The 23,339-nt window shown below is 59.0% G+C and carries 27 protein-coding genes; 16 read left to right on the forward strand and 11 right to left on the reverse strand.

Translation table 11 applies throughout. From position 1 onward, the window contains the following. The first annotated feature begins 143 nt into the window (after positions 1 to 143). The 3 genes from DK870_RS13140 to DK870_RS13150 all read left to right on the forward strand — a co-directional run bounded on the left by DK870_RS13140 (position 144) and on the right by DK870_RS13150 (position 2,672). Positions 144 to 1,565, forward strand: coding sequence for a transglycosylase SLT domain-containing protein (locus DK870_RS13140; RefSeq protein WP_060753240.1), 1,422 nt, complete (start codon positions 144 to 146; stop codon positions 1,563 to 1,565). Positions 1,566 to 1,668: 103 nt separating this feature from the next. Continuing rightward, positions 1,669 to 2,103, forward strand: a complete 435-nt coding sequence (locus tag DK870_RS13145) for a DoxX family protein (RefSeq protein ID WP_060753241.1) — start codon at positions 1,669 to 1,671, stop codon at positions 2,101 to 2,103. A gap of 260 nt (positions 2,104 to 2,363) precedes the next feature. Next, positions 2,364 to 2,672: a hypothetical protein gene (locus tag DK870_RS13150; protein ID WP_060753242.1), complete on the forward strand. Its 309-nt coding sequence runs from the start codon at positions 2,364 to 2,366 to the stop codon at positions 2,670 to 2,672. 4 nt (positions 2,673 to 2,676) lie between these two features. On the opposite strand, the gene DK870_RS13155 is transcribed toward DK870_RS13150, so the two are convergent. From DK870_RS13155 to DK870_RS13165, 3 genes are read right to left on the reverse strand one after another with little or no spacing between them, the layout of a single operon-like run. Continuing rightward, positions 2,677 to 4,422 carry a GldG family protein gene (locus DK870_RS13155; protein WP_161548826.1) on the reverse strand — a complete coding sequence of 582 codons (1,746 nt, stop codon included), beginning with the start codon at positions 4,420 to 4,422 and terminating at the stop codon, positions 2,677 to 2,679. 15 nt (positions 4,423 to 4,437) lie between these two features. Next, complete coding sequence (locus tag DK870_RS13160; RefSeq protein ID WP_161548827.1) at positions 4,438 to 5,163, reverse strand: ABC transporter permease; 726 nt, start codon at positions 5,161 to 5,163, stop codon at positions 4,438 to 4,440. After that, positions 5,160 to 6,086, reverse strand: coding sequence for an ABC transporter ATP-binding protein (locus tag DK870_RS13165; RefSeq protein WP_104995888.1), 927 nt, complete (start codon positions 6,084 to 6,086; stop codon positions 5,160 to 5,162). Before DK870_RS13165 ends, DK870_RS13160 begins: the two co-directional genes overlap by 4 nt. A 226-nt stretch (positions 6,087 to 6,312) precedes the next feature. On the opposite strand from DK870_RS13165, the gene DK870_RS13170 reads away from it, so the two are divergent. Together DK870_RS13170 and greB are read left to right on the forward strand one after the other, a co-directional pair. Beyond that, on the forward strand, positions 6,313 to 7,317 hold the full coding sequence (locus tag DK870_RS13170) for a hypothetical protein (protein WP_161548828.1): 1,005 nt from the start codon (positions 6,313 to 6,315) through the stop codon (positions 7,315 to 7,317). A gap of 120 nt (positions 7,318 to 7,437) precedes the next feature. Then, positions 7,438 to 7,911, forward strand: coding sequence for a transcription elongation factor GreB (greB, locus tag DK870_RS13175; RefSeq protein ID WP_060753247.1), 474 nt, complete (start codon positions 7,438 to 7,440; stop codon positions 7,909 to 7,911). 44 nt (positions 7,912 to 7,955) lie between these two features. Here the strand turns inward: greB and DK870_RS13180 are convergent, their stop codons facing one another. Both DK870_RS13180 and DK870_RS13185 read right to left on the reverse strand, forming a co-directional pair. Then, entirely contained in the window at positions 7,956 to 10,466 is a 2,511-nt protein-coding gene (locus DK870_RS13180; RefSeq protein ID WP_161548829.1) for an ABC transporter permease, read from the reverse strand. Beyond that, positions 10,466 to 11,149 (reverse strand): ABC transporter ATP-binding protein, encoded by a 684-nt coding sequence (locus DK870_RS13185; RefSeq protein ID WP_060753249.1) that lies wholly within the window; start codon positions 11,147 to 11,149, stop codon positions 10,466 to 10,468. The genes DK870_RS13180 and DK870_RS13185 overlap by 1 nt, the downstream gene beginning before the upstream one ends. Before the next feature lie 10 nt (positions 11,150 to 11,159). Between DK870_RS13185 and DK870_RS13190 the strand changes: the two genes are divergently transcribed. The 3 genes from DK870_RS13190 to DK870_RS13200 all read left to right on the forward strand — a co-directional run bounded on the left by DK870_RS13190 (position 11,160) and on the right by DK870_RS13200 (position 13,166). Next, positions 11,160 to 11,765, forward strand: a complete 606-nt coding sequence (locus DK870_RS13190; RefSeq protein ID WP_161548830.1) for an arylesterase — start codon at positions 11,160 to 11,162, stop codon at positions 11,763 to 11,765. A gap of 58 nt (positions 11,766 to 11,823) precedes the next feature. Continuing rightward, complete coding sequence (locus tag DK870_RS13195) at positions 11,824 to 12,117, forward strand: hypothetical protein (RefSeq protein ID WP_060753251.1); 294 nt, start codon at positions 11,824 to 11,826, stop codon at positions 12,115 to 12,117. A gap of 80 nt (positions 12,118 to 12,197) precedes the next feature. Continuing rightward, positions 12,198 to 13,166, forward strand: a complete 969-nt coding sequence (locus DK870_RS13200) for a L,D-transpeptidase family protein (protein ID WP_060753252.1) — start codon at positions 12,198 to 12,200, stop codon at positions 13,164 to 13,166. A gap of 131 nt (positions 13,167 to 13,297) precedes the next feature. Here the strand turns inward: DK870_RS13200 and oprI are convergent, their stop codons facing one another. Continuing rightward, complete coding sequence (oprI, locus tag DK870_RS13205; RefSeq protein WP_003172710.1) at positions 13,298 to 13,549, reverse strand: outer membrane lipoprotei OprI; 252 nt, start codon at positions 13,547 to 13,549, stop codon at positions 13,298 to 13,300. 611 nt (positions 13,550 to 14,160) lie between these two features. On the opposite strand from oprI, the gene DK870_RS13210 reads away from it, so the two are divergent. Continuing rightward, on the forward strand, positions 14,161 to 14,442 hold the full coding sequence (locus DK870_RS13210; protein WP_003189869.1) for a GNAT family N-acetyltransferase: 282 nt from the start codon (positions 14,161 to 14,163) through the stop codon (positions 14,440 to 14,442). Positions 14,443 to 14,507: 65 nt separating this feature from the next. Here the strand turns inward: DK870_RS13210 and DK870_RS13215 are convergent, their stop codons facing one another. Together DK870_RS13215 and DK870_RS13220 are read right to left on the reverse strand one after the other, a co-directional pair. Further along, positions 14,508 to 15,584: a 3-deoxy-7-phosphoheptulonate synthase gene (locus DK870_RS13215; protein WP_060753323.1), complete on the reverse strand. Its 1,077-nt coding sequence runs from the start codon at positions 15,582 to 15,584 to the stop codon at positions 14,508 to 14,510. Positions 15,585 to 15,714: 130 nt separating this feature from the next. After that, a complete protein-coding gene (locus DK870_RS13220; RefSeq protein ID WP_060753253.1) occupies positions 15,715 to 16,149 on the reverse strand; it encodes a PilZ domain-containing protein in 435 nt (144 codons plus the stop codon). Here DK870_RS13220 and DK870_RS13225 point away from each other — a divergent pair. The 5 genes from DK870_RS13225 to cysB all read left to right on the forward strand — a co-directional run bounded on the left by DK870_RS13225 (position 16,148) and on the right by cysB (position 20,073). Then, positions 16,148 to 16,534, forward strand: a complete 387-nt coding sequence (locus DK870_RS13225; RefSeq protein ID WP_090366031.1) for a thioredoxin — start codon at positions 16,148 to 16,150, stop codon at positions 16,532 to 16,534. The two genes, DK870_RS13220 and DK870_RS13225, sit on opposite strands and share 2 nt — an antisense overlap. Continuing rightward, complete coding sequence (locus DK870_RS13230; RefSeq protein ID WP_161548831.1) at positions 16,531 to 17,493, forward strand: putative 2-dehydropantoate 2-reductase; 963 nt, start codon at positions 16,531 to 16,533, stop codon at positions 17,491 to 17,493. Before DK870_RS13225 ends, DK870_RS13230 begins: the two co-directional genes overlap by 4 nt. 16 nt (positions 17,494 to 17,509) lie before the next feature. After that, positions 17,510 to 18,427, forward strand: coding sequence for a 5'-nucleotidase (locus DK870_RS13235; RefSeq protein WP_161548832.1), 918 nt, complete (start codon positions 17,510 to 17,512; stop codon positions 18,425 to 18,427). A gap of 66 nt (positions 18,428 to 18,493) precedes the next feature. Then, positions 18,494 to 18,994 (forward strand): universal stress protein, encoded by a 501-nt coding sequence (locus DK870_RS13240; protein ID WP_060753257.1) that lies wholly within the window; start codon positions 18,494 to 18,496, stop codon positions 18,992 to 18,994. Positions 18,995 to 19,098: 104 nt separating this feature from the next. Continuing rightward, positions 19,099 to 20,073, forward strand: a complete 975-nt coding sequence (gene cysB, locus DK870_RS13245; RefSeq protein ID WP_060753258.1) for an HTH-type transcriptional regulator CysB — start codon at positions 19,099 to 19,101, stop codon at positions 20,071 to 20,073. A 5-nt stretch (positions 20,074 to 20,078) separates the two neighbouring features. Here the strand turns inward: cysB and DK870_RS13250 are convergent, their stop codons facing one another. Next, on the reverse strand, positions 20,079 to 20,561 hold the full coding sequence (locus DK870_RS13250) for a GreA/GreB family elongation factor (RefSeq protein WP_090372223.1): 483 nt from the start codon (positions 20,559 to 20,561) through the stop codon (positions 20,079 to 20,081). Between the two features lie 11 nt (positions 20,562 to 20,572). Continuing rightward, complete coding sequence (locus DK870_RS13255; RefSeq protein ID WP_060753259.1) at positions 20,573 to 20,941, reverse strand: hypothetical protein; 369 nt, start codon at positions 20,939 to 20,941, stop codon at positions 20,573 to 20,575. Positions 20,942 to 21,073: 132 nt separating this feature from the next. Between DK870_RS13255 and earP the strand changes: the two genes are divergently transcribed. Next, positions 21,074 to 22,207 (forward strand): elongation factor P maturation arginine rhamnosyltransferase EarP, encoded by a 1,134-nt coding sequence (gene earP, locus DK870_RS13260; RefSeq protein WP_104995894.1) that lies wholly within the window; start codon positions 21,074 to 21,076, stop codon positions 22,205 to 22,207. Between the two features lie 49 nt (positions 22,208 to 22,256). Next, complete coding sequence (locus tag DK870_RS13265) at positions 22,257 to 22,829, forward strand: elongation factor P (RefSeq protein WP_016975379.1); 573 nt, start codon at positions 22,257 to 22,259, stop codon at positions 22,827 to 22,829. 64 nt (positions 22,830 to 22,893) lie between these two features. Here DK870_RS13265 and DK870_RS13270 read toward each other — a convergent pair whose 3' ends face one another. Beyond that, positions 22,894 to 23,313, reverse strand: coding sequence for an organic hydroperoxide resistance protein (locus tag DK870_RS13270; RefSeq protein WP_060753261.1), 420 nt, complete (start codon positions 23,311 to 23,313; stop codon positions 22,894 to 22,896). Positions 23,314 to 23,339: the final 26 nt, after the last annotated feature.

The following is a 23,339-nucleotide window of genomic DNA, read 5'->3' on the forward strand; positions in this document are numbered from 1 at the left end:
GTCGCAAGTGACATTGTGGTGGGCCGAATGCCTGCCTCTATGCCACCGTTGCGCGCTTTGCCAGCGCTTTAAGCGCTCTGTTTCTGACCTCCAGTGCCTCGTCTTTCACGAGGGCGCTGGCCAGTATTCTTTCCGGAGAGCGGATGATCCGACCCTCGGCGTTGCTCATGTTGTGCTTGACGTTGCTGCTGCCGATGACGGCGGCAGCGCGTCTGGACGGCCCGGTGGAAGTGACCAAGCCCGGCAAGGTGCGAGACCTGGCGCAGATTCGTTCCAGCCGCACCCTGCGCGTGCTGGTCAATCAGAGCCGCAACAGCTCGGGCGAAATTCAGGGCCAGGCGATCGGTGTCGAGTACCACCGCCTGCGCGCCTTTGAGCAGTACTTGAACGGCCACGCCCGTGACGGTGAAGAAATCAGCCTCAAGATCATTCCCAAGGCCAAGGACCAGTTGCTCGGTGCGTTGGCCCGTGGCGAAGGTGACCTGGTCGCCCCCGGCGAGCTGTTGGATGTAAAGGCCGCGCACAAGCTCAGCACCAGCGATCCGATCGTCAGCAATGTGCCGTTATGGCTGGTGGGAGTGAAAGGTGAGCGCCGGTTTACCAGGCTTGAACAATTATCGGGGCGAACATTGTCGCTGACCACCGGCAGTGCCGCGGCGGATGCCATCAGCCAGGTCAATCAGAAGCTTGCGCTGCACAAGCAACCACCGATAAAGGTGGAGTGGGTCGATCCGACATTGGCGGTAGAAGATGTGCTGGAGATGGTCCAGGCCGGGATCTTCCATTTGACCATCGTTGAGAAACCCATCGCCGAACGCTGGTCGAAAATCCTGCCCAAGCTTCGTTTTGACAAGCAGGTCGTGATCAGCGAGCCGGGTGACGAATATTGGTTCGTGCGCCAGGATGCTTCGATGCTGCGGGCCAGCATCGATCGGTTCCTCAAGGTTTATCGCACCCCGTCCGATCAGGATGTGGCCTTTCAACGGATCTACCGACGCCTCTATCAGGTGCGCAACCCACTGGCTCGCGCCGACCGCCAGCGTCTGGAGAAGCTGCGCCCGGTCCTGCAAAAACATGCCCGGGAGCAGGGCATTGACTGGTTGAACCTGGCCGCGCTGGCGTTCAAGGAGTCCGCACTGGACCCCGGTGCGCGCAACAGCGGTGGCCCGACGGGCTTGATGCAGATCACCCCTTCAGCGGCCCAGCGGGTCGGGGTGAATAGTATCGAGAGCCTTGATAGCAATGTGCAGGCGGGCGCGCGCTACTTGTCGATGATCCGTCGGAAGTTCTTCGCCAGCCCCAAGCTCAACGAAAGAGAGCGCATGGCCTTTGTATTGGCGGCTTACAACATGGGCCCGGAGCGCGTACAGGGCATGCGGGCGGAGGCGCGACGGCGTGGGCTGAATCCGAACCAGTGGTTCTTCCAGGTTGAACGCATTGCCATGGAGCAGGTGGGGATGGGTGGCGTCAGCTATGTTAATAGCGTGAACAAGTATTACCTGGCGTTCAATCGGGAGCGGGAGTCCCTGGAGCCGGCAGGGCCAAAGATCGCCTCACGCAAATAATCGATTTATTCGATGTCTATTAGGCATTTTTTCGGCTTTTAACATTGCCTAATTTGATTAATATAGCGGCCAACCACCTCCTACTTAGAAAAGGATTACCCCGATGAGCCCACTGATCAAAAGCATTCTGTCCACCCGCGCCGGTTATGGCCTGACTATCCTGCGCATCTTTGTCGGCATTATCTTCGCCGCCCACGGCTCACAGAAACTCTTCGGCTGGTTTGGCGGTTATGGCCTGGCCGGCACGGCACAGTGGATGGAAAGCATCGGCCTGGCACCCGGCACCCTGATGGCCGTGTTGTCGGGCGGTACCGAGTTCTTTGCCGGCCTGGCGCTGATCATCGGCTTGTTGGCACGCCCTGCGGCATTGGGTTTGACCATTCTTACACTGGTGGCGATTTTCTCGGTGCATATCCACAACGGTCTGTTCATGGCCAACAACGGTTATGAGTTCGCATTGGCCTTGCTGGGCGGTACGCTGGCCGTGTTGCTGGAAGGCGCCGGCAAACTGTCGGCCGATGGCGCCATCAGCCGCTGACCCTCGGTTAACGTCCCCCAAAAGCCCGCCACGTGCGGGCTTTTTCGTTGTCCGGGATTCTTGACACTGGCCTATCGGCTTCTCTAGGATGCTGCTCATGCGCCGATTTAAACAGCTAATTGCGGGGCGCCACCGGGACTCGATGCAGCCCGACAGAAGACGGTTCTGCCCTGCAGAGCACACTTCGAAATACCGCTAAAGCGCTGGTTCGGTGTTGCCTCTCACCTGCCCGCAGACTTTTGAGGCAGAGACACGACACGATGAATGCACTACGCCCCCTTATTCGACTCGCCCCGATCACTGCGGGCCTGACTCAACGCAATCCAAAGATCCTGCTTGGCGGCAAGCACCAGCCGACGCTGCTGCGTTATCTGGATGGCTGGCCTCGTCGTACTGGGCGGCCTTCGGCGTTTCTGATCCAGTTCGTTGAAGACGGTGATTCCCTGGCGCGTTTTGCCAGCAACAGTTTCGACCTCGCGGTGATACAGGCGCCCAGTGCCGGCAATGCCGATGACGTGATCCGCCACCTCACGCGTATTGCCCGACAGGGCCTGATCACCCGCCGCTGAGAGCTCAGTGACCGGCCGCTGAAGAGCGCGCCCGACGCCGACGCAACCAAAAAGCCAGCATCCAGGCGATCAGGCATAACAGCAGCGGCACCGTCGCGATCAGCAGCAGCTTCAGGCTGTCTTCGAAGCGATGCACGGGCGCGTAAGCCTTGACCCTCAGCGCGTTGAGTTCCATGGGCAGTCGCAGGCGCTCCTTGTTGAGCGCTTGCAACTGGGTATTGGCTGCCACTGCCTGGGTACCCACACTCGCAGCCTGTGGGTTCAAGCGTTGCCACTCTTGTTCCGTGTGCTCAAGTCGTCGTTCCAGCTCTCCCGCGCTTTCCCGATAAGCCTGCGCCGCGGTCTCACGCATGTGTTCGAGCGTATGCAGGGGCCGGCTGTGCGTGGCGCGTGGTCGAATGGCCGCAAGCGCCGGTGATGCCGCCAGGTTATCCAAGGTGTTCAAGACAAATTGCACGTTGCTGTTGGGGGCCGAGCGGATGACCGCGTCTGCGAGCATATCCGTGTCGGCGATCACCACGACCTGGATCTGTGAGGCTTTCTGCACGCCGGGCGGCTTTCCATTCAGTCCCTCGGGAAACACCGAGTAGGCGGGGCCCTCAAGGCGAGCCGCAATGACGTGGGCCTGCCTGGGCGCAGCGGCGTTATCGGCGAGTGAATCGAACGTCGTCGCGAAAGCAAATTGCCTTGCGTCGAGCAGTACCGATTGCCGGGAGCTTTGCAGCAGGGGCGTGAAGGTCATACGGCTTTTGCGGGTGCGGGAAAGTGCGCCGCTGCTCGACACGATCATTGAGCTCAGTTTCCAGCTGCTTATATCGTTGGCGGTCATGGCCTGTCGTGGCAGGTTCAGCCTGGCCGGGTGCAAAACCATCGGCTTTCCGGGGCCCTGGGTGGCCGATGAGGCGTAGAGGTTATCGACCAACAGCTTGTCCGTCGGCATCTGCACACTCCAGGCCGCAAGCAGTTCCTCCAGCTTGGAGTCTGTCGAGACGGAGCCCGTGGCCATCTCGCTCACCGGGTCGATGAAGATCATCAGCCTGGCACCCTTTAATACGTGCTGTTCAATCGCATACAAGGCTTGCTCGGGCAGGGTGCGCGGATGGATGACCATCAACGTCCCGATCGATGCCGGTACCTGGGCGATGTTGGCGCTCAGTTCAACCAGGTTGAAATGCCCGCGCATCTGCGCCAACAGTTCTCCCGCAGCAGCATTGGACGCGAGCCCCGACAGCACCCCGACAGTCGGACGTTCAGGCTGCATCAAGGCATGGATCAGTCGGCTGATTTCATACTCAAGCAAGGGCGCCTGGTCTGGGCTGAAAGCTTCGATGCGCTGTGCACTTTGGCCGGTGCGTGTGCCGATGAGGCCCATGAAACCTTGCGTATTATCCAGTCCGAATAAACTGGCCTTGTAGGCTTCCTCGGAAAATGGAGCCGGGTCGATAACATGCAGGTTGATCATGCCCCTGGCTGCTTTTTCAAACTCCCTGAGTAAATCTTCCACCCGTTGACCGTAGCGCTTTAATGCGTGGGGTTTCTTGGGATCATTGATTGAGTTGAAGTAATACAAATCCAGCGGGCCTTCGAGAGTTGTAAGAAAGTTTCGCGCGGCCTGCGATAAAGTATGATTTTTCTCTTGTGAAAAATCCCAGCGAATGTCAGGTGTTTTTTTTATCCAGACCAGATTGAATGCGAGAAAAAGTAGCGACATGACGATGAGTGTCATGCCTGTACGAAAAGCGGATCGCATCAGGGACTTTCCTTCTCAGCGGTTTTTATAGTTGAGTGTGACAGTCGTCGCTGAAAGAAAAACAAGGATGATACTGATGAAGTAACACACGTCGTGAAGGGTCAGTTTTCCGCTGTCCATCGTGTTGAAACGTAAAATAGGATTGAGCGATATCAAGCTATCGACCACCCATATCGGGGCCTGATGTTCCAGCGCATCGAGTATGGAAGACAGGCCGCTGATGGTTAGTAGCAGACCCAGTGTCAACAGGAAAATCACAATGCGTTGGTGAGTCAGTACACAGACAAAGCAACCGACCGCCAGGTAACTGCCCGCCAGTAACCAGCTGGCGATGAATTGTGAGGCGATAACGCCGTTGTCGGCGGTGCCAAGATAGTGAGTGGCGATCACTATTGGAAAGTTTAAAAGCAGGGCAATGCTGCACACGACCCAAGCCGCCATGAACTTTCCGATAACGCGCTCCGTCGAGGTGACAGGCAAGGTTTTCATCATGTTCGAAAAGCTCGCGTTATGTTCATCTGACCATAACTGCGTCGATAAAGTGGGAATCAGCAGAAGATAGAGCCAGGGGTGAAACTCGAAGAAGGCTTGCAAGTCGCCGCTGTTTCGCTCCAGCCACTGCTGGGTGTGCAACCCCAGCGTGGCACAGAGCGCCAGGAACACCGCTACGCTCAGATAAGTGCTGGGTGAAGAGGCATAACTGGCGAGTTGGCGTTTGAAAATGACGGTTAGCAGTTTCAAGGGGATACCTCTTGGCTGAGATGGTGAACAACGTCGTTCAAGCGTCCTGGCTCCAGGTGCATTGACGTGACGTTCCAGCCGCGGTGGGTGATGAGCGCGTTAATGGAGGGGAAAATGGCGTGGCCAGGCATGGCCAGAACCGTCACAGTGCCCGGTGTATGCCGGTCTTCTTCAATGCCTGCGACGCCGGGTAAGACGGCGAGCGCCAGTAAATCCAGTGGTGTATCGGCGGCCAGGGTTACAGCTTGGTAATGTCTGGAGCTGCGTTGCAGGTCCACCAGAGAGGTATCGGCCTTCAGGCGCCCCCCCGCGATAACCAGCGCCCGGGTGCAAAGATCAGACAGCGCGTCGCAATGACGGGAGGCGATGATGAGGGTCATTTCTTCGCTCAAGGACTGGATAAGTGTCCTGAGCTTGAGCCACTGATCAGGGCCAAGTCCTTCCAAGGGCTCGTCCAGTAAAAGCAACTTGGGCGAATGCACGATGGCTTGGGCAATTGCAACTTTGCGCTGTATGCCAAGGGAGAGCGTATCCATCGGGCAGTTGAATACGGATGACAGTTCCAGGCGCATAACGACTTGATCAACTCTTTTGCGTTTTTCGGCACCATGCAATCCCCTGACGGCGGCAACAAAGTTCAGCAGGCTTTTGACGGACATCACATCGTGACTGAGGCCTTCATGAAGTTGATAGCCCACTGCGTTCCTTGTTTGAATGGGATGGGTCTGGGTGCTCATTCCCTGAATATTGATTTTCCCGGAAGTTGGCTTGATCGCACCCGAGATCAAGTTCAATAACGTTGTCTTGCCGGAACCCCGCTCACCAAATAGACCTATGCATTCTCGGCGCTGGGTGCAGAATGAAAAGTCGGTAATGATGTTTTTTCTGCCAAGTTGTTTCGTCAGGTTGCTTATCTCGATCATGGGTTTACCGAATAAGTTTGGCAGGGGCGGGTGGCCGTTGAGGGCATTAAAAAGGGTACGTTCATTAGTTGTGCTTGGGAACGCGTGATCTGATTAATAAGACAAGTCCTACGCTCAGTTTGATTACTCACTGAAACAATTGTTTTGTTTTGAGGGCTTGTTAATGGTCGGATGTTTATCTGATGTTTATATAAAGTTTTCTTTTTTGTGATGAGGTCTGACTGTCATGATGCTTCTACGTACCCTTGTTCTTGAACGCAGTGGTGAAGAGGCGCCCGTCAACGGTGCACTGCTCTGTGGGTTTGCTGTCGCGCAGATCGACTCGAACTTTCTTGTATATAGCCTGGATGAAGAGGCTGAACCCGGTCACTCGCGGGTTTATATCGCGGCATTGCGTAAAAAACTCGAGCGCTATTTCCTCGGGGCCGTGGACTCCAAGGAAGACCTGCAAGTGGCGATGCAGGTCTTCAAGCAGATCCTCATGAGCGCCTCTGGCGCAAAGACAAGTGGCCTTGGCGAGCCCCAGACGCCTTTTCATTTTGTGGATTTGAAAGGTTGCAGGTTGCCGCCTGCCAGGCCCGAAGATCATCACTCGGTGATTATCAAGAAGGCGTTGGTGATGAAGGTGATCACCCTGGGCATGTCAGCGCCCGCATTGCCCGCGATAGAAAGCACGACGGTCATCGTGCCGAGCATTCGCTTTTCGTCCCAAATGGTGGCACCGCCGAAGGACGTGAGCCATCCGAAGGCCGCTACTCAGTCGGCGGATCAATACACTGTCGAGGAGCCTTCGCATTCGGTGAGCGCGTTACCCAACGCATCCGTGCCCGCGGAGCTGAGTACACTGCCGGTTGAGCCTGAATCGAGCGAGGTTGCGCCCGCGAAACTGCCGGCTCACCAGGAGCACGCCACCTTGCTTGAGGTGGACAGCACACTGGCTAATCTTGCCCGGGTCGCCCAGGAGCTGGCGCAAAAAAAGCATGCGGCCATCGAGCGAGAGGAGATGCTTGAACAGTGGCAAGTTCGCCTGCACCAGCAGCAAAGCCAGCTGGATGAGAAAAGCCGCGAGGTCGAGCAGCGTCACAGGCAACTGCAGGACGAGCTGCTCGGGGCCGGCCAAAAAACCGAAAAATTGACGCTGATGATGTCGCAGCTGTCAGCCATGCGGCAGCACCTGCACAGCACGCTGCTTGAGCTGGACCGGGTCCTGGAGGCGCCTGAGAAGAATTGATCTGCCTGCCGGTCTGGCTACTTTGCAGGGTTCATTTATCATCAGCTCCAGCCCGCCGGCGTCAGGGCATGAGGCCGTGGCGTATCGGCACCATTGGACATTACCTGGGGATGCAAGGGTTTGAGTACCAAGCTGATTACCAAAGAAGGTCATGATGCGCTGAAAAAAGAGCTGGATTACCTGTGGCGTGAGAAGCGCCCTGATACCACGCGCAAAGTGACATGGGCCGCTTCCCTGGGAGACCGCAGCGAAAACGCGGACTACCAGTACAACAAGAAGCTGCTGCGTGAAATCGACCGGCGGGTGCGTTATCTGCGCAAACGCCTGGAAGACATGCGCGTGGTGGAGTACCGGCCCGAGCAAGAGGGGAAAGTATTCTTCGGTGCCTGGGTGGAGATCGAAAACGAACAGGGTGACACCAAGCGCTTTCGCATCGTGGGTTATGACGAGATCTACGACCGCATGGATTACATCTCCATTGACTCACCCATGGCGCGTGCGCTGCTGCGCAAGGAAGTGGACGATGAGGCGATTGTGCAGACCCCAAACGGGGAAGTGTGCTGGTGGATCACGCACATCGAGTATGAGAAGTAGGCAATGACGGCCTGCGCCCGGGCAGGGTGCAGGCCGTCGGCGTTTCAGCCTTCGCGCAGTACTGTCAGCGGGCTGGCATTCAACGCACGGCGCGTGCCGAAGACCCCGGCGCCACCAATCAGTAGGGCACCTATCACCGGCAATAGCAGCAGCCACGGGTGAGGGTGCCAGGCCAGGTCAAACGCGTAGCGATACAGCACCCAGGTCACCAGCTCTGTGCCGAGTGCGGCCAGCAGGCCACTGACTGCACCCAGCAAGCCGAATTCAATGCGTCGCGCTTTGACCAGCAACTTGCGTTCGGCGCCCAAGGCACGCAACAGCGCGCCTTGGCGAATTCGCTCATCCAGGGTGGCCTGCAAACCGGAGAACAGCACGGCCATTCCTGCCGCCAACACAAACAGCAGCACATACTCCACCGCCAGGGTGACTTGGGCGAGGATGCTGCGCAACTGTTCCAGAAGTGCCTCGACCTGCAGGATGGTAACGGCCGGGAAGGCCCTGGACAGATCGACGATCTGTTGGTCGTGGCCCGGCGCGAGATAGAAGCTGGTCAGGTAGGTGGCGGGCAGATCCTTCAATGTGCCCGGCTGGAAAATCATGAAGAAGTTGGGTTGGAAATTATCCCAATTGATCGTACGCAGGCTGGTCACGCGGGCTTCGCGATTCTCGCCACCGACTGTGAACACCAGATGATCGTCGAGCTTGAGCTTCAGGCTTTCGGCAACCTTGGCTTCTACCGACACCCCAGGAACGCTATCGCTCGGCTGCGGCGACCACCAGGAGCCGGCGCTCAGGACGTTGCCCGGTGGCAAGTCGGCGGCCCAGGTCAGGCTCAGGTCGCGCTGCACGGCACGGTCGCCGCTGGAGTCCTTGCTGACCACTTCCTGCACCGCAACGCCATTGATGCTGATCAACCGGCCCGGCACGACCGGATACAGCGGTGCGGATTGGGCTTGCACCTGCAGCAGGCGTGCGCCAAAAGCGTCTTTGTCGGCCGGCAGGATGTTCAGTGCGAAATAGTTGGGGGCATCCTTGGGCAACTGGTTCTGCCAGGTATCGAGCAATTCGCCGCGCAGCAGGGCGATCAACCCCATGGATAACAGGATCAAGCCAAAGGCCAGGGACTGGCCTGCCGCCGCCAACGGATGACGCAGCAATTGTCCCAGGCCCAGGCGCCAGGGCAGGGATGCACGGGCCAACAATCGCCGCAGGCTTTGCAGCAGCAATAGAAGCAGGCCGCCGAGGATCAGCGCCGCCACCACGCCACCGCCCAGCAGCGCGAAAGTCAGTACCAGGTCGAGGCTCAGGCGCCACATGATCAACCCGAGGGCGAACAATGCGGCGCCGTAGACCATCCAGGTGCTGGAGGGGATAGGCAACAGGTCACGCCGCAATACTCGCAGCGGTGGAACACGGCCCAGGGCAGCCAGCGGCGGCAGGGCGAAGCCGGCAAGGGCAACCAGCCCGGTGCCAATCCCCGCGACCGCAGGTAACAACCCGCCGGGCGGCACGTCCGCCGGCAGCAGGTCGTGCAGGAAATAGAACAGCCCAAACTGCGCCAGCCAGCCGAGCAGGGCGCCGGTCAGGCTTGCCAGCAGTCCCAATACGCTCAGTTGCAGGCTGAACAGCAACATCGCTTCGCGCCGTGACAACCCCAGGCAACGCAACAGCGCGCTGGCATCGAAGCGGCGGCTGGCAAAACGATTGGCCGACAACGCCACCGCTACCCCGGCCAGCAGCACTGCCACCAGGCTGGCCATGTTCAGGTAGCGCTCGGCCTTGCCCAGCGCACCGCCGATTTGCTGATTGCCGTCGCGTGAGTCCTGCAGGCGCTGGTTGGCGGCGAGGCCGGGTTTGACCAGGTCACGATAGGTTTGCAGCGCCGTACTGCCTTGGGGCGCCCGCCACAGTTCGCGGTAGCTGACGCGGCTGCCGGGCTGGACCACACCGGTCGCCTCCAGGTCGGCCAGGTTGATCATCACCCGGGGCGTGAGGCTGTAGAAGTTGCCGGCACGGTCGGGCTCATAGGTCAGTATGCGTGTCAGGTGCAGGGTCTTCATGCCGACATCGATGCTGTCGCCAACCTTCAGGTTCAGCGCTGTCAGCAGCCGTGCTTCCACCCAGGCATCGCCGGGCTTGGGGCCGCCTCCCGCTGTTTCGACCCCGAACGGCTGCGCGGCACTTTTAAGCTCGCCGCGCAGCGGGTATTGCTCGTTGACCGCCTTGATACTGGAGAGTTGGATACCGTTATCCGTGGCGATAACACTGGAGAACTCTACGATGCGTGCGTGATCCAGGCCCAGTTCGGTCCCGGTTTGGATCTGCTCGGGGCGAGCCGGCGAACTGCCTTCGAGCACCAGGTCGGCACCGAGAAATTCAGTGGCGCGCAACAGCATGGCGCCGTTGAGGCGTGCGCCGAAGTAGCCGATGGCAGTGCTGGCAGCAACAGCCACCAGCAGGGCGAAGAACAGCACACGCAATTCGCCGGCGCGGGCATCGCGCAGCAATTGACGCATGGCAAGGCTGAACAGGCGCAATAGCGGCAAACGTGCCATCAAGGCTCCAGGGGCGCGACCATCAGGCCGGCTTCAAGGCGGATCAACCGCCGGCAACGATGAGCCAGGCGTTCATCGTGGGTGACCAGCACCAGGGTCGTGCCGCTCTCCTTGTTGAGTTCGAACAGCAAATCACTGATGCGCTCGCCGGTGTGACTGTCGAGGTTGCCGGTGGGCTCGTCGGCAAACAGCACGTCAGGTTCTGCCGCAAAGGCGCGAGCGATCGCCACCCGTTGCTGTTCGCCGCCGGAAAGCTGGCGCGGTGAGTGGGTCAGCCGCTGGCCCAGGCCAACGCGCTCCAGCAGGTGCCGGGCGCGCTCGCGGGCGTCCTGACGGCCGTCCAGCTCCAGCGGCAGCATGACGTTTTCCAATGCATTGAGGCTGTCGAGCAGTTGGAAAGACTGGAATACAAAACCCACATGCTCGGCACGGATGCGCGCGCGCTGGTCTTCATCCAGGGTGCTCAGGGCTTGACCGGCAAGAGTGACTTCGCCACTGCTGGGCAGGTCGAGGCCGGCCAGCAGGCCCAGGAGAGTGGATTTGCCGGAGCCGGAACTGCCGACGATAGCCAGGCTATCGCCTTTGTTCAGTTCCAGGCTCAGTTGGTGCAGGATAGTCAGTTCACCTTCCGCGCTGGGAACCACTTTGCTAAGGTTTCGCGCGGTGAGAATGCTTGCGCCCATGGAGAATCCGATGCGAATGTGGTTTTTGAGTGCTGGCCTGGCCTTGATGTGCATGGCCCAGAACGCAGCGGCGGGTACAGTCCTGATCGTTGGCGATAGTATCAGTGCCGGTTTCGGCCTGGATACCCGCAAAGGGTGGGTCGCGCTGCTGGAGCAACGGCTCAAGCAGGAAGGTTTCGACGATAAAGTAGTCAATGCATCCATCAGCGGCGACACCAGCGCCGGAGGCCTGGCGCGGCTGCCGGCGGCGCTTGCAGAGCATAAGCCGGATGTCGTGGTTATCGAGCTGGGCGGCAATGACGGCTTGCGTGGCCAGCCTCCAGCGCAATTGAAACAAAATCTTGCATCGATGATCGACCAGTCCAAAGCCGGTGGTGCCAAGGTGCTGCTGTTGGGGATGCAACTACCGCCCAATTACGGCCCGCGTTACACCACTGCATTCGCTGAGGTGTACGGCGTATTGGCCAAAGAGAAAAACGTGCCGTTGGTGCCGTTTTTTCTTGACGGCGTGGGCGGGTATCCGGAGTTGATGCAGGCGGATCAAGTGCACCCGGCAGTCGGTGCCCAGGGCAAATTGCTGGAAAATGTCTGGCCGACGCTAAAACCGCTGTTATGACGCTTTTCTAGCGGCAGGCTTTCGGCTAATGTGGCGCCCCCCTGATTTGGAGCCCTTGATGTCGCGTCCTGCCTGGTCCCTGTTTAACTACCAACTGATCGAGCCGGACGAGCAGCTGGACCTGTTCGCCTGCCAGGAAGTCAGGGTGCATTTGGTGGCGCGCCAGCTGGAGTTGGGCGGCTCGATCGACCGTACGCTGTGCGGCACTTTGTTGCCCGCGCAACCTCGTTGGTCATCGGTGGACCGCTCGCTTTTTCAGGATCAGCGGCTTTGCCCCTTGTGTCGCGCCATTCTCGAATCGCAAAAGCGCGGCACGCCGCCGATCTGGCCGGAGCTGCGCTTCGAGCTGTAGCGGGGCGATGGATGCTTGACGCTCGCTTCACGTATACAATCAGTTTTTTCCTACCCGCCGTTCTGCGAAGGATTTCCCGGATGTTGTCGCGCCTTTCCGTCGTCACCTGCTGCCTGTCTCTCGCTGCTCTCTGTGCGGCCGGCCCGTCGGCAGCCTTGCAGTTGCCCTTGCCACCACCAGGTGAGGACATTGTTGGTCAGGTCCAGGTGATCAAGGCCAAATACGAAGATACCTTTGCTGACCTTGGCACTACCTACGACCTGGGCTATTCGGAAATGGTCGCGGCCAACCCGGGCGTGGATGCCTGGTTGCCTGGCGCGGGCACCGAGATTGTGCTGCCGACGCGGTTCATCCTGCCGCCTGGCCCTCGCGAAGGCATCGTGATCAACCTGGCGGAATACCGGCTCTACTACTTCCCCAAAGGGCAGAACGTGGTCTACACCTTCCCCTTGGGGATTGGCCGTGAAGGCTGGGGCTCGCCGATCGCCCATACCAGCATCATCGCCAAGACGCCGAACCCGACGTGGACACCGCCTGCCTCGATCAAGGCTGAACACGCCGCCAATGGTGACCCGCTGCCCAATGTGGTGCCCGCCGGTCCGGACAACCCGCTGGGGCCGTTCAAGTTCACCCTGGGCACGCCGGGTTATCTGATCCACGGCTCCAACATGAAATTTGGTATCGGCACGCGTACAAGCCACGGTTGCTTCCGCATGTTCAACAACAACGTGTTGGAAATGGCCAGCATGGTGCCGGTGGGCACCTCGGTACGCATCATCAACGATGCCTACAAGTTCGGCAGCAGCGGCGGCAAGGTCTACCTTGAAGCGCACACGCCGCTGAACGACGATGGCACGCCATCAGTGGTCGACAAGCACACTGCGGTCATCAATGCCTTGCTCAAGCGCGAAGACTTGGCCAACAACCTGCGGGTCAACTGGGATCAGGTGCGCGATGTGGTCGCCGCCGAAGATGGCCTGCCGACTGAAATCGGCGTACCTGGGGCCGCCCCGGTCGCTTCCAGCGCGCCGGTTGATTTGCAGCAGTAAGCCTCTGGACAAGCCCGCCATGGCCTTGGGTCGTGGCGGGTTTTTTATTGCCGCAGGTTTTGGGCTGAATCCCAGGCAATAAAAAAGCCGACCCAAGAATGGATCGGCTTGATAACAACCCCGAAGGATTATTACTTGCGGCTTGCTTTTTCAAGCATGCGCAGAGCGCGCTCGTTAGCTTCGTCAGCAGTCTGTTGTGCTTTTTGAGCAGCAGCCAGAGCTTCATCAGCTTTACGGTAGGCTTCGTCTGCACGAGCCTGGGAGCGAGCTGCTGCGTCTTCAGTAGCAGTCAGACGAGCTTCGGTTTCTTTGGAGACGCTGCTGCAACCGGTAGCCAGAACTGCGGCCAGAGCCAGAGCAGAGAATTTCAGAACGTTGTTCATCGTGTTCCCCTTCAAGGACTTTCTATTAAATGGCTACTTTCTCAGAGTGAGCTGATAGCCGGCGTACATACTACCCATTACTTGTAGTAAGTAAACTGACGTAGCGCAAGAAGCAAAAAAAAATCTTGAGCTGCATCTATTTTGGCTAATCTTTTTGACATCTGCATAAAAACTATCCAATTCTCTCCATCGCGATGGAGATTGGATCCAGGCTGAAAGCTACAGCCCGCATGTGTTAAGCCAAGTGAACAGGTGTGAATATATATATACAGGGTGACACTTTTGTACAGGTTGCCTTTAACCCGCCTCACATCTTTTGCGCATGTAGAGGTGACTTTAAGAGCGCCTGTTCGTCTCAAGCTTCAACTGCCGGCAATGTTCAGGCTTTCGATCATTGGTTGATCGAGGCCCTTTCTATATCCACCAGCAGCAAGGGATGACGTGTGCGCTTGAGCAATTGCCGCAATGGTGCCTACTATCTCCCTACGTGCTGGTTGTGAGCGCTATGGGTTTCTCGTTGTCGAAACCGGCACGGGGTGGCGTAGATGTTCCTTCGCCGGAAAAACATCGGTAAGGTAGGGGTCGCAATTGCAGACCCGCGAGGAGTAGTGATGAGCGAGGCGTTGTCCATCCACCATGACCAGGCTGGTCATCAGTTCGAGACCAATGTGGACGGTCATCGTGCCTATCTGACCTACATGGACCTCGGAAAGCAGACCCTGGATATCTATCGCACCTTCGTGCCCAACGCATTGCGCGGCCGTGGCATCGCTGCCGCGTTGACCGAAGAGGCGCTGAAGTTCGCCGAAGAGGCCGGCTACACGGTGATCCCTTCGTGCTCTTACGTAGAGCGCTACATGGAGCGCCACCAGCGCCATGCCGCGAAGCTGTGAACCCTAAAACCGCACCATGAAAAACGCCGGGCTCAGCCCGGCGTTTTTGTGTGCGTCATGCAGTGTCAGGTGCGTTTGCGTTTAGGCAATACGTCCTTGAGCTTGGCGTGCATGCTGCGCAAGGTGGTCTCGGTAGCGGACCAGTCGATGCAGGCATCGGTGATCGACACGCCGTACTGCAGGTCGGCGAGGTCTTTTGGAATCGCCTGGCAACCCCAGTTCAGGTGACTTTCGACCATCAGGCCGATGATCGACTGGTTGCCTTCAAGGATCTGGTTGGCGACGTTTTCCATCACCAGCGGTTGCAGCGCCGGGTCCTTGTTGGAGTTGGCGTGGCTGCAGTCGACCATGATGTTCGGCTTGATCTTGGCCTTGTTCAGCGCCTGTTCGCACAGCGCGACGCTGACCGAATCATAGTTGGGCTTGCCGTTGCCGCCGCGCAATACCACGTGACCGTAGGCGTTGCCCTTGGTGGTCACGATGGACACGCCGCCTTCCTGGTTGATGCCCAGGAAACGGTGGGGGCTGGAGACCGACTGCAGCGCGTTGATCGCGACCGTCAGGCCGCCGTCGGTGCCGTTCTTGAAGCCCACGGCCGAGGACAGGCCGGACGCCATTTCGCGGTGGGTCTGGGACTCGGTGGTACGCGCGCCGATGGCCGACCAACTGATCAAGTCCTGCAGGTATTGCGGCGAGATCGGGTCGAGGGCTTCGGTGGCGGTGGGCAGGCCCATCTCAGCCAGGTCCAGCAGCAACTGGCGACCGATGTGCAAGCCGTCCTGGATCTTGAACGAGTCATCCAGGTAAGGATCGTTGATCAAGCCTTTCCAGCCGACTGTAGTGCGCGGCTTCTCGAAATAGACCCGCATCACCAGATACAGGGTGTCGGACACTTCGGCCGCCAGCACCTTGAGGCGCTCGGCGTACTCGTGGGCAGCCTTGAGGTCGTGGATCGAGCAAGGGCCGATCACCACGAACAGGCGGTGGTCGGTACCGTCGAGAATGTCACGGATGACTTCGCGGCCCTTGGTGACGGTCTGCAACGCAGCGTCGCTCAGGGGGATTTCGCGTTTGAGCTGATCGGGCGTGATCAGGGTCTCGTTGGATTCGACGTTAAGGTCGTTGATCGGTAAATCAGCCATCGTGTTACTCGTCAGGGTCACGGTGCCGGCCGCCAGCCATCCCCGTGCGGCGGAGCACAGCATGATTTGAATGCAGGGGGAAGGAACCTTAGCGCGTATCACCGGCCCGCGACAATGGGCAAACTCCGCTTTAATCCAGCACAGGCTGCACAAAAGCCTCATGGGAGAATTCGACGGCATGGCGCGCAACCCACTCGTGGGCCATGGCTTCGTGCTGCGCAGGTGTCGGCTCGGCGTCTTCGTGCAAGCGGCAGTAGCGCTCGATCTGGCACACTTGTTCGCCCATCCGCGCACCGAACAAGGCGTGCTCATCAGTAAACGAGATACCGATACGGTAGCCCTTTTCGACTTTGCGGCACCACGCCACGTAGCCTGGATAGCGGGCGCTCGCGCCCAGCGACGGGATCCACAGATCCACCGCCGTGCCCTGGCGCCAGGCACGCGGATAATTGCACGCGACACCGCCCAGGCCGATAGTGTGCAGGCGTTGGCGGGGCATGGTGGGAGAGGGACGTTGGATCAACTCGACAGCGACATCATCAGGGTGAGGTAAAAAACGACCCATGTACACGGACTCCGAGCGCCGTCCCGTTGACGGCAGTGGCAGCAGTATAGTGAAGGAACTGGAATTGACCGACCTGGATATTGACCAGCAATTGCTGGGGTTGCCAGGTATTTCATTGGTGGTGTTCACCAGCGTCGGTTGTTCCAGCTGCCGCTTCGCACGTCAGCAGTTGCCCGGCTGGCACTTGCCGGTGGATCGCGTGTGCTGGGTGGATGCCGGGCACAACGGCGGCGCCGTCGAGCGCTACCAGATCTTTCATTTGCCCGCGTTATTCGTGGTGTGCGAGGGTCAGTTCCTGGGGCAGATACAGACGCGTCTTACGCGTGATGCCGTTGGCGATGCAGTAAAACAAGCCCTTACCCGTACTCCAGAGGATTTGCCATGACCGCAGTCGCACAGCCTTCCCCCCGCATTGGCATCATTGGTACCGGCGCCATCGGTGGCTACTACGGCCTGATGCTGGCCCGCGCCGGCTTCGATGTGCACTTCTTGTTGCGCAGCGAATACGCGGCCGTCAGCGAGCATGGCTTGCACCTCAACAGCAAGGTGCATGGCAAATTGCATCTGTCTGCGGTCCAGGCCTACGCCCGCGCTGCCGATATGCCTGCGTGCGATTGGTTGCTGGTGGGGACCAAGTCCACCGGCAATGTGGACTTGGCCCCCACGCTCGCCCAGGTTGCGGCGCCGGATGCCAGGATTGTGCTGCTGCAAAATGGTCTCGATGTCGAAGACAGTCTGCGCGAGCACCTGCCGCCGTCGCTGCACCTGCTTGGCGGCCTGTGCTACATCGGCGTACATCGCTCCGGCCCTGGTGTCGTCGAGCATCAGGCATTGGGCCGGGTCAACCTGGGTTATCACAGTGGCGGTGCCGCCGACGATGAAGCCGGCCGGAAGACCATCGTCGAAGAGGGCGCCGCGCTGTTTCATAAGGCCGGCATCGAGTCCCAGGCCATGGCCGACGTGCACCAGGCGCGCTGGCATAAGCTGGTATGGAACGTTCCCTATAACGGCCTTTCCGTGTTGTTGGGCACCGGCACCACGGCGTTGATGGCGGATCAATCCAGCCGCGAATTGATCCAGGCGTTGATGGCCGAAGTGGTGCAGGGTGCCCGTGCTTGCGGGCATGACATTGCGGCGAGTTACGCCGACCAGATGTTTGCGATGACCGAAACCATGGATGACTATCTGCCCAGCATGTACCACGACCATGTGCACAAGCGCCCGCTGGAACTGGCGGCGATCTACGCCCGGCCGCTGGCGGCGGCAAAGGCCGCCGGTTGCGAGTTGCCACGAATCCAGGCGTTGTATCAAGCCTTGAGTTTTATAGATCGGCACAATCGCTGATTCGGGGGGAAACACCATGGCAAAAGGTTTGGGCGACAAACTGGTGCTGGCGATTTCTTCACGGGCGCTGTTCGACCTGAGTGACAGCCACAAGGTCTACCTCGCCGAAGGCGTGGAGGCTTACCGCAAGTATCAAATCGAGCACGAGGAAGAAACCCTTGAGCCCGGCGATGCCTTCCCGCTGGTCAAAAAGCTGCTGAGCCTCAACGCCAGCCTGGGCCGTGCGCGGGTCGAGGTGGTGTTGGTGTCTCGCAACAGTGCTGACACCGGCCTGCGCGTATTCAACTCTATCCAGCATTACGGCTTGGATATTTCCCGCGCCGCTTTCGTAGGTGGACGTAGTCCGTATCCCTACTTGGCTGCCTTTGGTTGCCATCTGTTTCTTTCCACCCATGCCGACGATGTGCGCAGTGCCCTCGACGCCGGGTTTGCGGCGGCGACCATTCTTTCGGGCGGCGCGCGTCGAGCGTCGAGCGAGGAATTGCGCATCGCATTCGACGGTGATGCCGTGCTGTTCTCCGACGAGTCCGAGCGTGTGTACCAGTCTGGCGGCTTGGCAGCGTTTCAGGCCAACGAGCGGGAGTCGGCGCGCCAGCCTTTGCACGGAGGTCCGTTCAAAGGTTTCCTGGCGGCTCTCAATTTATTGCAGCGCGAGTTTGTCGACGAGGCGTGCCCGATCCGCACCGCGCTGGTCACGGCCCGCTCGGCGCCTTCCCATGAGCGGGTGATCCGCACGTTGCGCGAGTGGGACATTCGCCTCGACGAGTCACTGTTCCTAGGCGGCCTGGATAAGTCCGCATTTCTGGAGGCTTTCGCCGCCGATGTGTTTTTCGATGACCAGGCCGGTCACTGTGAGAGGGCCAGGGAGGTCGTCGCCACCGGGCACGTGCCCCATGGCATCAGCAATGAGTTGAAAATCCAGACCGAGAGCTGAGCCGAACTGCCCCGGGCGCTGCTAAGCTCATTCAATCTCCGCCATCCTGGCTGCCCAGGAGGTTCTATGATTCGTTCGATGCTGTACGCCACGGACCTCGGTCTCTATGCGCCTTACGTGATGCAACATGCGCTGGCACTGGCCCGAACGTTCAATGCCGATCTGCATGTGGTTCACGTGGTCGAACCCATGGGGCTGTTCGCCGAATCGGTGTTGCAGAGCTACCTTGATGAGCGGGCCTTGAGTGAGTGGCAGCGTCAGGGAGTGAACACGGTCATGGCGACGATCGAGCAACGGGTGCTGGACAGTTTTCGTGAGGAGTTGGGGGAAGGGGAGCAAGACCTGAAATTGATTCAATCGGTTCGAGTGATTCAGGGGGATCCTTGCGAAGTGATTCTCGACCAGTTGCGTAAACTTTCCGTTGATCTGTTGATCGTAGGGAGTCACAGCGATGCAACCGCAGCGGCCACACCCCTTGGGCGAACCGCCGCAAGGGTGCTGCAGTTGTCGACAGTGCCGGTTTACCTGGTGCCATCGTTGCAGCGTCGCCGCAACGATGATATTTGATCGTTAAAGAATGATAAAAAGTTCTAGATTTATCGATCTGTCCTTTAATATAGTTATATACCGTCGCTGATACCCGTGGCGTCTATCTGCTTTGAGGGATACATATGAAGCTTCAACAACTGCGCTACATCTGGGAAGTGGCGCACCACGACCTCAACGTTTCCGCTACTGCTCAAAGCCTCTACACCTCGCAACCCGGTATCAGCAAGCAGATCCGCCTGCTCGAAGACGAGCTGGGCGTCGAAGTGTTCGCGCGCAGCGGCAAACATCTGACCCGCGTGACTCCGGCTGGTGAACGCATCATCACCACCGCCGGCGAGATCTTGCGCAAGGTCGAAAGCATCAAGCAGATTGCCCAGGAATTCTCCAACGAGAAGAAAGGCACCCTGTCGATCGCCACTACCCACACCCAGGCGCGGTACGCACTGCCGCCGGTGATCCGCGATTTCATCAAGCAATACCCCGATGTCGCCCTGCACATGCACCAGGGGTCGCCGATGCAGATCGCCGAAATGGCGGCTGATGGCACCGTTGATTTCGCTATCGCCACCGAAGCCCTGGAGCTGTTCGGTGACCTGGTGATGATGCCTTGCTACCGCTGGAACCGCTGCGTGGTCGTGCCTCAGGGCCACCCGCTGGCCAAGCTGCCGAAGCTGACCCTGGAAGCCCTGGCCGAATACCCGATCGTCACCTACGTGTTTGGTTTTACCGGCCGCTCCAAGCTCGACGAAGCCTTCAGCCACCGTGGCCTTACGCCCAAAGTGGTGTTCACCGCGGCCGACGCCGACGTGATCAAGACCTATGTACGCCTGGGCCTGGGCGTGGGCATCGTCGCCAAGATGGCGGTCGATACCAGCCTCGACAAGGACCTGGTGGTTCTCGATGCCAGCGAGTTGTTCGAGTCCAGCGTGACCAAGATCGGCTTCCGTCGTGGCACGTTCCTGCGTGGCTTCATGTGCGACTTCATCGAGAAGTTCGCGCCGCACCTGACTCGCGAGGTCATGGCCAAGGCGATCCAGTGCCACAACAAGCAAGAACTGGAAGAACTGTTCGAGGGCGTGGAGTTACCGGTTCACTGAGACCGTCATTTGGCCTCGGTAACCGTAAAGTGTTGCCGAGCGCCCGCCACCAGAATCTCCACCTCATCCCCTTCGAACTTGCCCAGCAGGCTTTTGCCCAAGGGCGATCGCGGGGTGATGACGGTCACCGGCTGCCCCACCACATCCACCTTCAAGCCTGCCCCATCCGGTGCCAGGAACAGCCATTGCTGGCGGCCATTCTCGTCTTCCAGGCCTAATAAGGCGCCGATTTCAATGCCACGCTGATCGTCATAGGCCCGCAGTGGCAGGTTCTGGCACAGCGACAGCGCTTGCTTGATTTCCTCGACGCGCCTGGCCTGGCCGGTTGCCAGGTAGGAGGCCTCCAGCCCAAGGGTGTCGTATTTGTTTTCTGCGATGTTTTCTTCGTGGGTCGCAGTTTCGTAGGCGGTCTGCGCGGCGCGCTGGGCAATGTCGAGGTCGACGCTGAGTTTTTCCAGGATCAACGAGTGGACGGCATGTTTATTCATGGGCAGTGGGGTCATTCGCAAAATTGCAGGACATTGGCCCGGCTCTTTTCATTGGGAGCGTTCTGATCTTGCTGCAACCAGAACTGGCATTTGGGGTTGTTCAGGTTGCGCACATTGTTGCGGGCCTGGTCCAGGGATTGCTGCTGTTCCTGTTTGCGCAGGTTGTCGGTGTATTGCTCGAACATACGGTTCGGCGGCTCGGGTGTGACGACGGCAGGTTTGCCTAATTGTTGAACGGCCTGGGCGACCGGCGCCAGGCTCTGCGGGAACACATAGCGCGACGCGAGCCAGCTCGTCAGCACGATGGCGACAAACCCCAGCCATACACCAAACGCGATGGCGACACTGAGCTTGAACAGTGGCAGCGAACGATCAGACATGATGGCCTCCTGGCGGGCATTGATGGCGTGGCGACGATTGTCGCACAGCCACTGTGCAGAATAATCGCGATCAAGCCTTCTGCATTGGCGCATTTATGCGGACAATCGAGCCTTTGATCGTTGGAGCCCGGAATGAAAGCCCGCTGGGATATTTTTTGCAGTGTTGTCGACAACTACGGCGACATCGGCGTGACCTGGCGCCTGGCCCGGCAACTGGTGGTGGAGCATGGGTGCGAAGTGTGTTTGTGGGTTGATGATCTGCGGGCCTTCGAGCGCATGTGCCCTGAGATTGATGTGCGGTCGCCGCAGCAATGGCAGGACGGCGTCGAGGTGCGCCACTGGCCGGCCGACTGGCCCGGCGCCCCATCTGCCGATGTCGTGATCGCCGCTTTTGCCTGCCAATTGCCGCCGGCCTACATGGAAGCCATGGCCGAGCGCGAACGCGTTCCGCTGTGGATGAACCTGGATTACCTCAGTGCCGAAGAGTGGGTGGTGGGTTGCCATCGCCTGCCGTCGGTGAAGTTCAAGGGCGTGCAGAAGTATTTCTTCTTCCCCGGTTTTCGCCCGGGCACAGGCGGTCTTTTGCGCGAGGCAGGGTTGCTGGAGCAGCGCCAGGCTTTTCAACAAGATGTGCCGGCGCAACGACAATTCCTGCAGACCCTGGGAGTGTTTCCGGCAACTGATGCGCGATTGATCTCGCTGTTTGCCTATGAAAATGCTGGGTTGGCCAGTTGGCTGGACGTGTTGGCGACGGACGGGCGTGCCACTCATCTATTGGTGCCGGAGGGCCGCATCCTCGGCGATGTGCAACGTTGGCTGGGGGTGGAGGGCCTGGCAGCAGGTGATATTCATCAGCGCGCGGCCCTGACCGTGCAGGTGTTGCCGTTCGTGCGCCAGGAACAATATGACCGCTTGCTGTGGTGCTGCGACTTCAACGCGGTGCGCGGCGAAGACTCGTTCGTGCGGGCGCAGTGGGCGGGGCGGCCAATGCTTTGGCACATTTATCGCCAGGATGAAGATATCCACCTGGATAAACTCGACGCCTTCCTGCAGTTGTACACCGCCGCCTTGTCACCGGCAGCCAGTGCTGCCGTAGTCACACTTTGGCAAGCCTGGAACGCTGATGGCGATATGGCACAGTCGTGGAAAATGTTGCTGGAGCACTGGCCGGAGGTGAACCAGCACGCGCAAACATGGTGTCTGGAACAGGGCTTGCAGGCCGATCTTGCGACGGCGCTGGTACAGTTTTATGAAAGTTGGATATGATACGCCACCTTGAATTTTGTAAATCCCATCCAAATTTCGGATATCTGCAATGAAAACTGGTAAAGAACTGAAACCCGGTACCGTGATCCGTATCGACAACGACCCTTGGTTGGTTCAGAAAGCTGAGTTCACCAAGTCGGGTCGTAACAGCGCGATCATGAAGACCAAGCTGAAGAACCTGCTGACCGGTTACAAGACTGAAACTGTCTACAGTGCCGACGACAAGCTGGACGACGTGATCCTCGACCGCAAAGAAGCGACCCTGTCCTTCATCAGCGGCGACACCTACACGTTCATGGACACCACCGACTACACCATGTACGAGCTGAACGCTGAAGATATCGAAGCCGTTCTGCCGTTCATCGAAGAAGGCATGACCGACGTTTGCGAAGCGATCTTCTTCGAAGAGCGCCTGGTTTCCGTAGAGCTGCCGACCACTATCGTGCGTAAGGTTGCCTACACCGAAGGTTCCGCTCGCGGCGACACTTCGGGCAAGGTAATGAAGCCTGCCAAGCTGGCTAACGGCACCGAACTGCAAGTAGCCGATTTCATCGAAATCGACGACATGATCGAGATCGACACCCGTGAAGGTGGTTCGTACAAAGGTCGCGCCAAGAAGTAATTCTGGCTACCTCGATACGAAAAAAACCCGACTTTGAGTCGGGTTTTTTGTGGGCGTCTATAAATCAGACGGTTACGTGCAGGCGTACGTCGACGTTGCCGCGAGTGGCGTTGGAATACGGGCACACTTGGTGCGCGGCGTCGACCAGGCTTTGCGCATCGTCCTGGGCCAGGCCCGGCAGGCTGATGTGCAGGTCGATGTCCAAGCCGAAACCACCGGGGATTTGACCGATGCCGACGTGGGCGGTGATCGACGCGTTATCCGGAACCTTGCGCTTGGTCTGGCTGGCGACGAATTTCAGCGCGCCGATAAAGCAGGCCGAGTAACCGGCGGCGAACAATTGCTCAGGGTTGGTGGCTTGGCCGCCAGCACCGCCCAGTTCCTTGGGGGTGGAGAGTTTGACGTCGAGGATGTTGTCGCTGGAGACGGCACGACCATCACGGCCGCCGGTGGCGGTGGCTACTGCGGTATAGAGCGTTTGCATGGCGTTTCCTCTTTGTTATTAGCGCT

It is taken from the genome of Pseudomonas sp. Q1 (assembly GCF_009935975.1).
GTDB classification, from domain to species: Bacteria; Pseudomonadota; Gammaproteobacteria; order Pseudomonadales; family Pseudomonadaceae; genus Aquipseudomonas; species Aquipseudomonas palleroniana.